This is a genomic window from Nonomuraea sp. NPDC049486 (assembly GCF_040676925.1).
In the GTDB taxonomy this organism is placed as follows: Bacteria; Actinomycetota; Actinomycetes; order Streptosporangiales; family Streptosporangiaceae; genus Nonomuraea; species Nonomuraea ferruginea.
In genome coordinates, this window is the sequence record NZ_JBFAPV010000014.1 from 56,982 (window position 1) to 70,389 (window position 13,408).

The window sequence follows — 13,408 nt, forward strand, 5'->3', positions numbered from 1 at the left end:
CCGTGGAGGTGCCCATGTCCTTGAACCACTCACCGGAGACGCAGACGAAGCTGATCGCCAGAGTCCCTGCCATCACGGGACGCGAACTCCCAGAGTGGTTCCAAGCCATCGACAACGGCCCGTCTTTCCTGAGGTGCGCCGAGCGGGCCAACTGGCTCGCCGACGAGCACGGGCTGACCCACGGCTACGCCGCCGCGATCGTTCACGAGCACGAGCGGTTCCGCCGTAACCGCATGGGCTTCATCTAGAGCCCCCACCGCCTACCCTGCGCCCGTGCCGCGGCACGGGCGCAGGCATGCCCCCTCGGGACATCACGACGCGATCACGACGGCACGGCGACCTCCTCCACGACGCCGCTCCGTACGATGATCCCCATGGATCTGCAGACAGCGCGAGAGTTCCTCGCCCGCAACCACAGGGCCGTCCTGCTGACCCGGCACGCCGACGGACGGCCGCAGATGTCACCGGTCGTCGTCGGCGTCGACGCCGAGGGCCGCATCGTCGTCAGCTCCAGGGAGACGGCGGTCAAGACCCGCAACGCGCGCAGGGACCCCCACGTGGCCATCTGCGCCTTCACCGACGCCTTCTACGGCCAGTGGATCCAGGTCGAGGGCACCGCGGAGATCATCTCCCTGCCCGAGGCCATGGACCACCTGGTGTCCTACTACCGCGACATCTCCGGCGAGCATCCCGACTGGGACGACTACCGCGCGGCCATGGTCCGCGAACGGCGGGTGGTCCTGCGCATCACGCCGGAGCGGGCCGGGCCCGACTTCCACGGCTGAGCCCGGCCCCCACTCGCGGTCGTCAGCTCAGGCGCTCAAGGAGCAGCGCCATGCCCTGGCCGCCGCCCACGCACATGGTCTCCAGGCCGATCGTCTTGTCGTGGTGCTGGAGGCTGTTGATCAGCGTCGAGGTGATGCGGGCGCCCGTCATGCCGAACGGGTGCCCGACCGCGATCGCGCCGCCGTTCACGTTGAGGCGGTCGACGTCGATGCCGAGCTCGCGGTAAGACGGGATGACCTGAGCGGCGAACGCCTCGTTGATCTCCACCAGGTCGACGTCCTCGATCGCCATGCCGGCCCTGGCGAGGGCCTGCTTGCTGGCCTCCACCGGCCCCAGGCCCATGATCTCCGGCGACAGGCCGGAGACGCCCGTCGAGACGATCCTGGCCAGCGGGGTGATGCCGAGCTCCGCCGCCTTCGTGTCGCTCATCACGACCACCGCGGCCGCGCCGTCGTTGAGCGCGCAGCAGTTGCCCGCCGTGATCGTGCCGTCCGGACGGAAGACCGGCTGCAGGGTCGAGACCTTCTCGTAGGTGGTGCCGGCGCGCGGGCCGTCGTCCTTGCTGACCACGGTGCCGTCGGGCAGCGTCAGCGGCGTGATGTCCTTCTGCCAGAACCCGTCGGCCAGCGCCTTCTCCGCGAGGTTCTGCGACCGCACGCCGAACTCGTCCTGCTCCTGGCGGCTGACGGACTTGAGCTGGGCGACGTTCTCGGCCGTCTGGCCCATCGCGATGTAGACGTCGGGCACCTGGTCGTCCTCGCGCGGGTCATGCCAGGTCTTGCCGCCGGCGGCGTACGACTTGGTCCGCTCACCGGCCTCGCCGAAGATCGGGTTCATGGTGTCGGGCAGGGAGTCGGAGTTGCCCTTGGCGAACCGGGAGACCGCCTCCACGCCGGCGGAGACGAACACGTCGCCCTCACCGGCCTTGATCGCGTGGAACGCCATCCGAGTGGTCTGGAGCGACGACGAGCAGTAGCGGGTGACGGTGGTGCCGGGCACGTCGTCCAGGCCCAGCATCACCGCGACCACGCGGCCCATGTTGTAGCCCTGCTCCCCGCCGGGCAGGCCGCAGCCCAGCATGATGTCGTCGATGGAGTGCGGGTCGAGCTGGGGCACCTTGGCCAGGGCCGCCTGGATCATCTGAACGGTCATGTCGTCGGGGCGCATATCCTTCAGCGACCCCTTGAAGGCCCGCCCGATGGGCGAGCGGGCGGTGGCTACGATGACGGCCTCGGGCATGGCCCCTCCTTTGTCGGCACAGTATTAGAACTATATTCCAATACCATTCGCGCAACATCAGGGGCCCCGCCCTCTTCCCGCGATCGAGGCCCGTGGGTCAGCCGTACATCCCCGGAGTGGGCGCGGTGCCGTCGTGGACGGCGTGCATGGCGCCCTTCTCGTCGCGCCACAGCCGCCAGCCCTGCTGGCTGCCGGTGAACCAGGACGGCGGGGCGGACGCGTCGGCGATCCGCTTGCCCGACGCCAGGTCGAACTCGCACACGGCGGCGATGGAGTAGAAGCCGGGCGCCTGCCCGCGCAGGGGCAGCGGCTTGGGGTCGGTCACGCAGAAGGACCACCCGCGCTGGTCCTCGACGGCCACCGGCTTCCCGCTGACCAGGTCGAACGCGGTGCCCTTGTGGCCGTGCTTGAGGAAGCCGAGCTTGTCCATGTGGTTGGGGAACGCCAGCCACCAGCCCGAGCCCGGCACGTCGGCGGCGGTGATCTGGCCGATGACGCGCCCGTTGCCGGCATCGAGCCTGGCGAACCCGCCGTAGGCGCCGCGCTGGTCGACCGGCCGCACCACGGGGGCGTAGCCGGGGCTGCCGCTGGGGTAGACGCGCACCACCGAGGGCCGCATCCAGTTGATCGTGCCGTCGCTGATCTTCGCCGAGAACAGCCCGAACGCCGAGGTCTTCTTCGTCTGCGGGTTGGTGTAGGGGGCGACGTAGCCGATCAGGTCGTCGCCGCTGGCGCCGAACGCCCAGCCGCCCGACAGGTCGATGCCCGGCCCGAGCGCCTGCTCGATCGGCTGCTGCCACCGCAGCTTGCCGGTCTTGAGCTCGTACGACTCGAGCGTCGGGTTGGCGGCCAGCCGGAGCATCACGACCTGCTGGGAGTCGGACCACTCGACCTCGGCGATGCCGGGCAGCTTCCACAGTTGCTTGCCGGTGGCCGGGTCGAGGACCACCACGCGGGCCGAGGACAGCGCGGTGTGCTCGGACATGCACAGGTAGGGGCCGCAGCGCTGCGGGCCGAACGTGGAGTGGACCGGGCGGGTCCACTTCTGCTCGCCGGTGCGGGCGTCGCGGACGATGAGCGTCGCCTTCCAGCGGCCCTTCTTCGCCGGGTCGAGGGCCGCGACGATCGCCTGGCCGCCCGTCGTCTCGACGATGGCGGGGGCGGAGACGCCCATGCCGGGGAGGCGGCCCGCCATGGTCGCGGGGTGGGCCCAGAGCTTCTTGCCGTCGGACAGGCCGAGGGCGACGGTCTCCAGCGTGCCGTCGGACTTCATGGAGGTGGTGGTCACCACCCCGCCGGCCGTGGCCATCCGGCTGACCGCGTTGACGGCGGGGTTGTGCCAGGTCGGGAAGTCGGCGGTGGCGGCGTCGCTGCCGGAGCAGCCGGCCAGGGCCAGGGTGCCGGCGAGGGCGAGAGCGGAAGGCCGGAGCACGGGCAAATCCCTCCAAAGGGACACCGAGTGACGACTCCAGATCGGAGAGTGACCGGATCTAGGCGTCGTTGAGCTGCCCCCCGAGCCGACGGCGGCGGAACAACGTCGCCCACCTGCCGTGGGTGCCGGTCGTCCGCCCGTCGACCTGGGTTGCCGAAACCTCGGTGCCGGGCTCCTCCGCGGCCGTCGCCGCCGCGATGTAGATCGGTTGCAGTCCTTCGCCGGGCTCGGGTCGCGGCTCGGGCCACAACCCCAGCGCGGCGCATACAGAAGGTAGCACCGCGTAAGCAGCCTGTGCATAACCTCGGTCAGATGGATGGAAACGATCCGGTCCAAACATCTCGCCCGGATTTGCGTGGAATTCCTTGCCCAGGAGACCGGCGAACGCCACCGTACGCCCGCCCGCCTCGACCACCGCGACCGTCTGCGCGGCGGCGATCTGGCGGCTCCAGCGGCGCGCCACCCAGCGCAGCGGCTGCGCGATCGGCCGGACCGTGCCCAGGTCGGGACAGGTGCCGACGATCACCTCGGCGCCCGACTCGCGCAACCGCCGCACCGCCTTGATCAGGTGGCGGACGGCGGTGGCCGGCGGCGTCTTGGTGATGACGTCGTTCGCGCCCACGAAGATCACGGCGACGTCGGGCCGCATCGGCAGCACCGCGTCCACCTGCTCGCCCAGCTCGGCGGAGGGAGCCCCGGACTTGCCGACGACCCGCAGCTCCACCGGCCGCTCGGCGACGGCCGCGAGCCCGCAGGCGATCAGGACGCCGGGCGTCTTGCCCGGATCGGTCATGCCCAGCCCGACGGAGGTGGAGTCGCCGAGCATGGCCATCTTGAGCGGCGGGCCCGGATAGTCGCCGTAGACGCCGTCGGACGACGGGCCGTACAGGCCGTGCGGGGTGCCGATCGTGCGGCGGGCCAGCAGGCCCTCGGCGATCAGCAACGCGTACGCGGTCGCGCCGAGAGCCGTGAGCCCGCCGCCCCCGAGCGCCGCCGCGGCCGCGATCCTGCGCGCGGCCCGCGCCGCGCCCGCTGCCCACACCACGTGCGTTTTCCCCTCCACCCCAGCTCGGCGGTAGCGTTTGGTTGAAACTAGCTGAGTGCCCGCCACCCTCACGGGTTCCCGGCCACGAATCGGCTGACCAAGCTTCGGCAAAGAAGGTGAACACCTCGGTGCGCGTACATGATTCCCTGGTCGAGCTCATAGGCAACACGCCGCTCGTCCGCCTGCACAAGGTCTCGTCGGGGCTGCCCGCTCAGGTGCTCGCCAAGGTCGAGTACTTCAACCCGGGCGGCTCGGTGAAGGACCGCATCGCGGTCCGCATGATCGAGGCCGCCGAGGCCTCCGGCGCACTCCGGCCCGGTGGCGTCATCGTCGAGCCGACGTCCGGCAACACCGGCGTGGGCCTGGCCATCGTGGCCCAGCAGAAGGGCTACCGGTGCCTGTTCGTGGTGCCCGACAAGGTGGCCCACGACAAGATCGCGGTGCTGCGCGCGTACGGGGCCGAGGTGGTGGTCTGCCCGACCGCGGTCGCGCCCGACCACCCCGAGTCCTACTACTCGGTGTCCGACCGGCTGGCCGCGGAGATCCCGAACGCCTGGAAGCCCGACCAGTACTCCAACGTCGACAACCCGGAGTCCCACTACCACTCCACCGGCCCCGAGATCTGGGAGCAGACCGAGGGCCGGATCACCCACTTCGTGGCCGGCATCGGCACCGGCGGCACGATCAGCGGCACCGGCCGCTACCTCAAGGAGGTCTCCGGCGGCCGGGTCAAGATCATCGGTGCCGACCCCGAGGGTTCGGTCTACTCGGGCGGCTCCGGCAGGCCCTACCTGGTGGAGGGCGTGGGCGAGGACATCTGGCCCGACACCTACGACACCGGCATCTGCGACGAGATCATCGCGGTGTCCGACAAGGACTCGTTCAACATGACCCGCAGGCTCGCCCGCGAGGAAGGGCTGCTCGTCGGCGGCTCGTGCGGGATGGCCGTGGTGGCGGCGCTCCAGGTGGCGGCCAAGGCCGCGCCGGACGACGTGATCGTGGTGCTGCTGCCCGACGGCGGCCGCGGCTACCTGTCCAAGATCTTCAACGACGACTGGATGGCCGACTACGGCTTCCTCACCACCTCCTCGGAGGAGGAGCTGGTGGGCGACGTGCTGGCCCGCAAGGGCGAGGGGCTGCCCAAGTTCGTGCACGCCCACCCGCACGAGTCGGTCGGCACCGCGATCTCCATCATGCGCGAATACTCGGTCTCCCAGCTCCCGGTCATGAAGGAGGAGCCGCCGGTCATGGCGGCCGAGGTGGTCGGCTCCATCGTGGAGCGCGACCTGCTGGAGGCGCTCTACCGCGGCAAGCTCTCCTCCGACGACCCGATCGCCGACCACATGTCGTCCCCGCTGCCCATGATCGGCAGTGGCGAGCCGGTGTCGCGGGCGGTCGAGGCGCTGGAGAAGGCGGACGCCGCGGTGGTGCTGGAGGAGGGCAAGCCCGCCGGGCTCCTCACCCGGCAGGACCTGCTCGCCTTCCTGGCCAACCACTAGTCACCTGGGAACCCGCTCATGGAGCTGAGCGGGTTCCCTTCACCCCGGCTTCCTGATCGACTCGACCACGGCGGTGATGCCTTCGTGGCCGTGTCCCTCGGCGTCGGCGCGGGCGAACAGTCTGTGCAGGGCCTCCGGCACCGTGGTCTCCAGCCCGGCGGCGCGCAGCGTCTCCACCACGTGGCCCATGCCGACGGTCTGCATGTGCAGGCTGTTCTCGTCACCCGGGTAGACGCCCGACTCCAGCTCCTCGCTCAGGATCTTGATGTAGCCCATGGGGCCGTCGGCGGCCAGCTCGCCGTGGAGCCCCTGGGCGAGGGGCGCGAACGCCGTCGGCCGCACCCCCGCCGTCCCCACCAGCGCGGCCGCGTACATGAAGCTCGTCAGCGACGACCAGAACATCAGCAGCTGGGCCTGGTAGTACATCATCGCCAGCCCGGGGTCCTCGCCCACGTACGTCACCTCGGACAGCGCCTCCAGGATGCCCGCGTACCGGTCGAGCGCCTCCTTCGGGCCGCTGTAGAACGTGTACGCGCCCGGCTGGCCGATCCCCGGCGGCGGCACCATGATGCCCGCCGTGACCAGCGTGCCGCCCCGCTCCGCCACCCACCCGGCCGCCTCACGTAGCTCGTCAGGGGTGCCGGAGCTCAGGTTGACCAGCGTCTTCCCGTCCAGCCTCGCCTCGCCGAGGCTCTCGTACATCGCCTGGTAGGCGGTCTGGCTGATCACCAGCAACTCGCCCGTCGCGGGTTCGGCCGCCCGCGTGGCGCCCTTGGCCACCAGCGGGTCCGCCTTGCTCGCGGTACGGTTCCACACGGTCACCTCGTGACCCGCCGCCAGGAACGTCTCGGCCATGGCCGATCCCATCGGCCCCAGGCCGATCACTGTCACTTCACTCATGGGTCCAGACTGTTGCGGGCCCCTTCGGAAATCCTTACGGCCTGCCACGGGTTGACCATGACGTGGTGCGTATCGGAGTGCTGGGGCCGCTGGAGGCGTGGTCGGACGCCGGCGCGCCGCTGCGGGTGCCCGATCGCAAGGTACGCGTGCTGCTGGCGGCCCTGGTGGCGCGCGGGGGCGGCCCGGTCCCGGCTGACCGCCTGATCGACGACATCTGGGGTGACCGGCCGCCGCGCGATCCCGCGGGCACCCTCCAGGCCCGCGTCTCCCAGCTCCGCCGCGCCCTGGGCTCGCCGTCGCTGGTGCGCCACGGTCCTTCCGGGTACCGCCTCGACGGGGTGACGGTGGACGCGGACCTCTTCCGTACCCTGCTCACCTCTCGCGTCCCCGCCTCTCCTGGGGGAGGGGCGCCGGGGCGCGCCGCGGTTGTCGAGGAGGCCCTCGCGCTGTGGCGCGGGCCCGCGTACGCCGACTTCGCCGACGAGGGCTTCGTTGCTCCGGAGATCGCCCGCCTCGGCGAGCAGCGGTTGACGGCGCTGGAGGAGCTGTCGGAGATCCGGCTGACCCTCGGCGAGCCCGTCGACCTGGGCGCCCTGGTGGCGGAGCAGCCGCTGCGCGAGCGCCTCACCGCCCTCCACATGCGGGCCCTGTACCGGGACGGCCGCCAGAGCGAGGCCCTGGCGGCCTTCGCCGCCCTGCGCGCCCGGCTCGCCGAGGAACTGGGCGTCGACCCCGCTCCCGAGGTGAGGGACCTGCACCAGGCCATCCTCCGCCAGGACCCGTCCCTCCCGACCCGCCGCACCACCCCGTCTCATGCCGCCCTGCTCCAACCCGGCTCGTCTCAGGTCGGCGCTTCTCGTACGGTGGACGGTTCTCCGGGCGCGCGCACCAATCTGCCCGCACCCGTCACTGATCTGATCGGCCGGGACGGTGACGTGGCCGAGGTGCGCGCCCTGCTCGGGGAGAGGCGGCTGGTGACGCTCGCCGGGCCCGGCGGGGTGGGCAAGACCCGGCTGGCCGTGGCGGCGGCGGGCGGGCTGACCTCGCCGGAGGTGTACCCCGGCGGCGTGTGGCTGGTCGAGCTGATCGGCGCGGGGGACGTGGCCGAGGCGATCGCGGGAGCGCTCGGGGTGCGGGACGACGCGTCAGGGCCGCTGCTGCCCCGGCTGGCGCGCGTGCTGGCGGCCCGGCGCACGCTGCTGGTCGTCGACAACTGCGAGCACCTGGTCGAGCAGGCGGCCGAGGTGGTCTCCGCGCTGCTCAAGGCCGCGCCCGGACTGGACGTGCTGGTCACCGGGCAGGAGCCGCTCGGCGTCACGGGCGAGCACGTCAGGGTGGTGGCGCCCCTTTCCGGGGACGCGGCGGTGCGCCTGTTCACCGATCGCGCGGGGATCGAGCCCGGTCCGGCCGTGGCCGCCATCTGCGAGCGGCTCGACGGCATCCCGCTGGCGCTGGAGCTGGCGGCCACCCGGGTACGGGCGCTCGGCGTCGAGGCACTGGCCGCCCGGCTCGACGACCGGTTCCGGCTGCTGAACTCCGGCATGCGGGACGCGCCCGCCCGGCAGCGGACGCTCCGGGCGATGATCGACTGGAGCTGGGAGCTGCTGTCCGGGCCCGAGCGGATCGTGCTGCGGCGGCTGGCCGCGCACGCCGACGGGTGCACGCTGGAGGCGGCCGAGGAGGTCTGCGCGGAGCCCGGCGTGGACGTGGTGGACGTGCTGGTACGGCTGGTCCAGCGGTCCCTGGTCACCCCGGGACCGCGTTACCGGCTGCTGGAGTCGGTGTCGGCGTACTGCGTGGAGCGGTTGCGGGAGGCGGGCGAGGACGACCTGATCAGGGAACGGCACGCGCGCCACTACACCCGGCTCGCCGAGCGGGCCGAGCTGCGCGGGCGGCGGCAACGCGAGTGGCTGGCCCGGTTGGACCAGGAGAGCGCCAACTTCCGGCGCGCCCTCGCCGGGCCGGACCCGCTGCCACTGGTGAACGCCCTCGCCTGGTACTGGTTCCTGCGGGGCAGGCTGGGCGAGGCCCGCCGCTCCCTGGCGGCGGCCCTCGCGTCCACCGGCCCGGAGGCGGCCGTGGGCAGGCAGGAGCGGGCGCGGGCGGCCGTGTGGCTGGCCGGGGTGACGATGGCGACCGGGGAGACCGCGACGCCCGTCCCGTACGAGGATCTGGACCTGGAGGGCCGGGCGCTGGCCGGTTGGTTCCTCAGCCACGTGCGGTGGGCGTACGGGGACCTCGCCGCGCACGAGGAGGCGGCGGGGCGGGCGCTGCGGGCGTACGAGGAGCTGGGCGACCGGTGGGGCGTGGCCGCGGTGCTGGCACTCAGGTCCAAGCTGGCCGAGCGGCGCGGTGACCTGCCGGGGATGCGCCGCGACGCCGAGCGCAGCCTGGCGATCTTCCGCGAACTCGGTGACGGGTGGGGGCAGATCGAGGCGATGGACAGCCTCGACCGGCTGGCCGAGAAGCGCGGCGACTACGCCGAGGCCGAGCGGCTGCGGCACGAGGAGCTGAAGCTGGCCGAGGAACTGGGCTCCGAGGTCTCGTTCAGGCTGTCGGCCGTCGGGCGGATCGCGCTGCTGGCCGGGGACCACGCCCGCGCCGACGACTACCACGAGCGGGCCCGCCGCCTGGCCGTCGAGCAGTCGTACAAGTCGGCGGAGGAGCATGCCGAGCTGGGCCTGGCCATGAGCGCCCGGCGGCAGGGGCGGTACGAGCGTGCCGAGGAACTGCTGGTGCGATGGCTGGGCTGGCTGCGCGAGGTAGGGGGCACGCCGGGCCTGGCGTTCTTCCTGGCGGAGCTCGGCTTCGCCGCCGAGCAGCGGGGCGACGCGGAGACGGCCCTGGCCCTGCACCGGGAGGGGTACGACGCCGCCCTCGGCGAGCCCAGGGCCGAGGCGCTCGCTCTGGAAGGGCTGGCGGGAGCGTACTCGCTGGCGGGCGACCCCGGCCGCGCCGCGACGCTCCTGGGCCGTGCGGCGGCGCTCCGTGAGGCCGTGGGCACCCCGCTCGCCCACGGCGAGCGCCACGACGTCGACCGGATCACGGCCAGAACCCTCGCGGCCCTGGGCGAGGAGCGGTTCCACCAGGCGTACGGGTCAGGCTCCTGACCAGGAGAGCGGGAACTCGGCGGTGACCTGCCAGGCGCCTTCGGGGGTGGGGCCGGCGTGCAGGCGGCCGCCGAGGGCTTCGACGCGTTCGGCCATGCCCACCAGGCCGAAGCCGCCGCCCAGGCGGGCCAGGCGGGGATTGGCGGCCGAGCCGTGGTTGCGTACGCGCAGCACCACCGCCGTGTCGTGGCGCCGCAGGTCGGCCTCGACCCACGCGGTCTGCTGGGCGTGCTTGCGGATGTTGGTGAGCGCCTCCTGGAGCACCCGGTGCAGGGTGGTGAGGACCTCGGGCGGCAGAGTCCGGTCGTCGATCCCGGAGCCGATCTCGAACGCCACCTTGGGCCCCTCCGTCGAGAACCGCTCGGTGAGCAGCCGCAGGTCCGCCAGTGAGCTGCCGGGCGTGCGGGCCGCCTCCTCGGCGCGGAGCACGGTCACCATCCGGCGCATGGAGGTCAGCGCGTCGCCGCCCGCCGCGGCGATGGCGTCCAGCGCGGGCAGGACCGCCTCCGGCCTGGTCGTGGCGACGGTGCGCGCCGCCTGGGCCTGGACGACGATGCCGGTGATGTGGTGGGCCACCAGGTCATGCAGTTCCCTGGCCAGCTCCAGCCGTTCGGCGCGCCGTACGGAGTGCACGGCCTCCTTGCGGCGCTCCTGCTGGAAGCGGAGGTAGCCGCCGACGCCCGCGATCGTCGACCAGCCGGCGAACAGCATGAACGAGTAGGCGAGCGATTCCATGGTGGACGCCCGGCCGATGGACTCGGCCATGAGCACGATCAGCCCGGCGACGGCGAGCATCGCCGCGTCCCTGACCGGCTCGACGTGGCGGAGCACGCCCAGCATCAGGATGAGCAGCGCGCCCGTCTCCGCCGCCCCCGGCACGCCGGAGGTCCCGGTCACCCCCATGAGCACCGACACGGCGAACGACAGGCACAGCATGATCCCGTACGTCTCGACGCGGTGGCGGCGGCGGAGGATCACGGCGGCGATGCCCGCGTTGCCGGCGACGAACACCAGCCACTGCAGGCCGCCGCCGAGGCCGCCGGCGGCGACCGCGAGGTCGGCCAGGAGCATCAGGCCCAGCCAGCCGAGCATGGCGATCTCACTCAGCCGGCGGACCCAGTACACGACGCGTTTGGAGTCCCCCACGCCCTTGAGAGTAAGTCGCAAGTCGGATAAGTCGTATCAGTCATTCGGCTGACCCCCCACCGCGCGGACCGGCACTTCAGCCGAGGCGCCGCAGCCCTCCGTTGCCCGATTCTGGATATGTCCGAGAAGGGGGCAAGAAATGGTGACGATCGGATTCGTTCTGCTGGGTGCCGGGCTCCTCGTCGGGGTGCTGCTGGCGCTGACCGACCCCGTGCTGCTCTCCCGCATCAACGGCGAGCCCGCCCAGGGGGCGAGCGGCCGTTACATCGACCAGGACCGCGTGGTGCCGCTGCCGCGCCGCGAGACCCGCCTGGCGGAGGAGCACACGGCGGCCTGAGAGACGGGCTCGCGCCTTCGCAGGGGCCGCGAGCGTCCATGGCGCCGTCGGGGAACGGCGCCGGGGCCCGGCCCGCGATCCGCAGGGGACCGGATCGCGGGCCGGGTCCGTTACCGTGGCGGTATGACCAATGGTTTCGAAACTTTGGCGATCCACGCAGGTCAGGACCCGGACCCCGTGACCGGCGCGGTGGTGCCGCCCATATACGCCACGTCCACCTACAAGCAGGACGGCGTGGGCGGCCTGCGCAACGGCTACGAATACAGCCGCTCGGCCAACCCCACCAGGACCGCGCTGGAGGAGGCGCTGGCCGCGGTGGAGGGCGGGACGCGCGGGCTGGCGTTCGCCTCCGGCCTGGCCGCCGAGGACGCGCTGCTCCGCGCGGTGTGCCGGCCGCAGGACCACGTGATCATCCCGAACGACGCGTACGGCGGCACCTACCGGCTGTTCTCGAAGGTCTACGAGCGCTGGGACCTGCACTTCGACCCGGTGCCGCTCGGCGACCTCGACGCGGTGGCGGCGGCGATGACCCAGAAGACGAAGGTCGTCTGGGTGGAGACGCCGACCAACCCGCTGCTCGGCGTCAACGACATCGCGGCGCTGGCCCAGCTCGCCCACGACAACGGCGCGCTGCTGGTCGTCGACAACACCTTCGCCTCGCCGTACCTCCAGCAGCCGCTCGCGCTCGGCGCCGACGTGGTCGTGCACTCCACGACGAAGTACATCGGCGGCCACTCCGACGTGATCGGCGGCGCGCTGGTGGCCGCCGACCGGGAGCTGGGCGAGGAGCTGGCCTACCACCAGAACGCGATGGGCGCGGTGGCCGGGCCGTTCGACGCGTGGCTGACGCTGCGCGGGCTCAAGACGCTCGGCGTGCGCATGGACCGTCACTGCGACAACGCCGAGCGGGTCGTCGACCTGCTGCTGGCGCACCCGAAGGTGACCGAGGTGCTCTACCCGGGGCTCGCCGAGCACCCCGGCCACGAGACCGCGGCCAAGCAGATGCGGCGCTTCGGCGGCATGGTGTCGTTCAGGGTGGCCGGCGGCGCGCAGGAGGCCGTCGACGTGTGCGGCCGCACCGAGCTGTTCACGCTGGGCGAGTCGCTCGGCGGGGTCGAGTCGCTCATCGAGCACCCGGGCAGGATGACGCACGCCTCGGCGGCCGGCTCCCCGCTGGAGGTGCCGGACGACCTGGTGCGCCTGTCGGTGGGCATCGAGACGGTCGACGACCTGCTCGCCGACCTCACCCGGGCCCTCGCCTGATCACTCAGGCACGATCATCAGGACCAGGATCACCAGCCAGATCAGCGCCAGCAGGCCGCCGATCGCGGCGATCCGGCCGTTCTGGACCTGCGCGTCGTCACCGGTGTCCTCGCTGGCGAGGGCCTTCGTGGCGGCGCGCAGGTCACGGTCGATGAGGAACAGCAGCACGATCCCGACGATGAACAGCGTCATCGAGGCGCTCATGTACCACCGGCCGAGCACACCGCCGCCCATGACGATGCCGAGGACCAGGCCGAACACGAACACGCCCAGCGACGCGAAACCGTAGATCCGGGTCGTGCGCTCGATGTTGCGCAGCACGGGCACGTTCTTGCCCCTGATGGCACGCGGCGCGGCCATGAGGGCCGCGGTCAGCGGGCCGAGGGTGAAGATCGCGAACCCGACGTGCAGCAGAAGAAACAGGGTCGACATGCGGGAGAGACTAGTCCCCGACGATCTCGAAGGGAGACTCGACACTCTCTTTGCCCTCGGGGGAGCTGCGCATGATCAACTCCATGGCTGTGACGGCGACGACCATCAGCACGATCAAAACAATCATGGCGAACATAGGTGCTCCCTCCTTCCCCGTAAACGAAGCGAATATCGCCCGTAATGACTAGATGCGCGGGCGACGGCATCCGTTCATCGCGG

Annotated in this window: 13 protein-coding genes; 6 read left to right on the forward strand and 7 right to left on the reverse strand. The window is 71.9% G+C overall.

Annotation, left to right across the window (positions count from 1 at the left end; all coding sequences use genetic code 11):
• The first annotated feature begins 14 nt into the window (after positions 1-14).
• A complete protein-coding gene (locus AB0K05_RS33590; protein ID WP_148029141.1) occupies positions 15-248 on the forward strand; it encodes a DUF4287 domain-containing protein in 234 nt (77 codons plus the stop codon).
• 126 nt (positions 249-374) lie between these two features.
• Complete coding sequence (locus AB0K05_RS33595) at positions 375-785, forward strand: PPOX class F420-dependent oxidoreductase (RefSeq protein ID WP_148029142.1); 411 nt, start codon at positions 375-377, stop codon at positions 783-785.
• Between the two features lie 22 nt (positions 786-807).
• Here the strand turns inward: AB0K05_RS33595 and AB0K05_RS33600 are convergent, their stop codons facing one another.
• The 3 genes from AB0K05_RS33600 to AB0K05_RS33610 all read right to left on the reverse strand — a co-directional run bounded on the left by AB0K05_RS33600 (position 808) and on the right by AB0K05_RS33610 (position 4,502).
• Positions 808-2,025 carry an acetyl-CoA C-acetyltransferase gene (locus tag AB0K05_RS33600; RefSeq protein ID WP_219544070.1) on the reverse strand — a complete coding sequence of 406 codons (1,218 nt, stop codon included), beginning with the start codon at positions 2,023-2,025 and terminating at the stop codon, positions 808-810.
• A gap of 97 nt (positions 2,026-2,122) precedes the next feature.
• Positions 2,123-3,457, reverse strand: coding sequence for a hypothetical protein (locus AB0K05_RS33605; protein WP_364234587.1), 1,335 nt, complete (start codon positions 3,455-3,457; stop codon positions 2,123-2,125).
• A 58-nt stretch (positions 3,458-3,515) separates the two neighbouring features.
• Positions 3,516-4,502: an SGNH/GDSL hydrolase family protein gene (locus AB0K05_RS33610; protein ID WP_148029145.1), complete on the reverse strand. Its 987-nt coding sequence runs from the start codon at positions 4,500-4,502 to the stop codon at positions 3,516-3,518.
• A gap of 128 nt (positions 4,503-4,630) precedes the next feature.
• Between AB0K05_RS33610 and AB0K05_RS33615 the strand changes: the two genes are divergently transcribed.
• Positions 4,631-6,001 carry a cystathionine beta-synthase gene (locus tag AB0K05_RS33615; RefSeq protein WP_219544068.1) on the forward strand — a complete coding sequence of 457 codons (1,371 nt, stop codon included), beginning with the start codon at positions 4,631-4,633 and terminating at the stop codon, positions 5,999-6,001.
• A 39-nt stretch (positions 6,002-6,040) separates the two neighbouring features.
• Here AB0K05_RS33615 and AB0K05_RS33620 read toward each other — a convergent pair whose 3' ends face one another.
• Positions 6,041-6,901 (reverse strand): NAD(P)-binding domain-containing protein, encoded by an 861-nt coding sequence (locus AB0K05_RS33620; RefSeq protein ID WP_364234591.1) that lies wholly within the window; start codon positions 6,899-6,901, stop codon positions 6,041-6,043.
• A 65-nt stretch (positions 6,902-6,966) separates the two neighbouring features.
• On the opposite strand from AB0K05_RS33620, the gene AB0K05_RS33625 reads away from it, so the two are divergent.
• A complete protein-coding gene (locus tag AB0K05_RS33625) occupies positions 6,967-10,011 on the forward strand; it encodes a BTAD domain-containing putative transcriptional regulator (protein WP_364234593.1) in 3,045 nt (1,014 codons plus the stop codon).
• On the opposite strand, the gene AB0K05_RS33630 is transcribed toward AB0K05_RS33625, so the two are convergent.
• Positions 10,000-11,157, reverse strand: a complete 1,158-nt coding sequence (locus AB0K05_RS33630; protein WP_271278599.1) for a histidine kinase — start codon at positions 11,155-11,157, stop codon at positions 10,000-10,002. The genes AB0K05_RS33625 and AB0K05_RS33630 overlap by 12 nt on opposite strands.
• A gap of 139 nt (positions 11,158-11,296) precedes the next feature.
• Here AB0K05_RS33630 and AB0K05_RS33635 point away from each other — a divergent pair, with 139 nt between their 5' ends.
• Entirely contained in the window at positions 11,297-11,494 is a 198-nt protein-coding gene (locus tag AB0K05_RS33635) for a hypothetical protein (RefSeq protein WP_148029150.1), read from the forward strand.
• A gap of 123 nt (positions 11,495-11,617) precedes the next feature.
• Positions 11,618-12,757, forward strand: coding sequence for a cystathionine gamma-synthase (locus tag AB0K05_RS33640; protein WP_345482904.1), 1,140 nt, complete (start codon positions 11,618-11,620; stop codon positions 12,755-12,757).
• Here the strand turns inward: AB0K05_RS33640 and AB0K05_RS33645 are convergent, their stop codons facing one another.
• Positions 12,758-13,189, reverse strand: coding sequence for a hypothetical protein (locus tag AB0K05_RS33645; protein ID WP_148029152.1), 432 nt, complete (start codon positions 13,187-13,189; stop codon positions 12,758-12,760).
• Between the two features lie 10 nt (positions 13,190-13,199).
• On the reverse strand, positions 13,200-13,325 hold the full coding sequence (locus tag AB0K05_RS33650) for a hypothetical protein (RefSeq protein WP_261808294.1): 126 nt from the start codon (positions 13,323-13,325) through the stop codon (positions 13,200-13,202).
• Positions 13,326-13,408: the final 83 nt, after the last annotated feature.

What these genes read in the sequence shown, in the direction of transcription:
- AB0K05_RS33645 (WP_148029152.1), bottom strand. Translation starts at nt 13,189, where the DNA reads ATGTCGACCCTGTTTCTTCTGCTGCACGTCGGGTTCGCGATCTTCACC.
- AB0K05_RS33640 (WP_345482904.1), top strand. Translation starts at nt 11,618, where the DNA reads ATGACCAATGGTTTCGAAACTTTGGCGATCCACGCAGGTCAGGACCCG.
- AB0K05_RS33650 (WP_261808294.1), bottom strand. Translation starts at nt 13,325, where the DNA reads ATGTTCGCCATGATTGTTTTGATCGTGCTGATGGTCGTCGCCGTCACA.
- AB0K05_RS33590 (WP_148029141.1), top strand. Translation starts at nt 15, where the DNA reads ATGTCCTTGAACCACTCACCGGAGACGCAGACGAAGCTGATCGCCAGA.
- AB0K05_RS33620 (WP_364234591.1), bottom strand. Translation starts at nt 6,901, where the DNA reads ATGAGTGAAGTGACAGTGATCGGCCTGGGGCCGATGGGATCGGCCATG.
- AB0K05_RS33600 (WP_219544070.1), bottom strand. Translation starts at nt 2,025, where the DNA reads ATGCCCGAGGCCGTCATCGTAGCCACCGCCCGCTCGCCCATCGGGCGG.
- AB0K05_RS33635 (WP_148029150.1), top strand. Translation starts at nt 11,297, where the DNA reads ATGGTGACGATCGGATTCGTTCTGCTGGGTGCCGGGCTCCTCGTCGGG.
- AB0K05_RS33595 (WP_148029142.1), top strand. Translation starts at nt 375, where the DNA reads ATGGATCTGCAGACAGCGCGAGAGTTCCTCGCCCGCAACCACAGGGCC.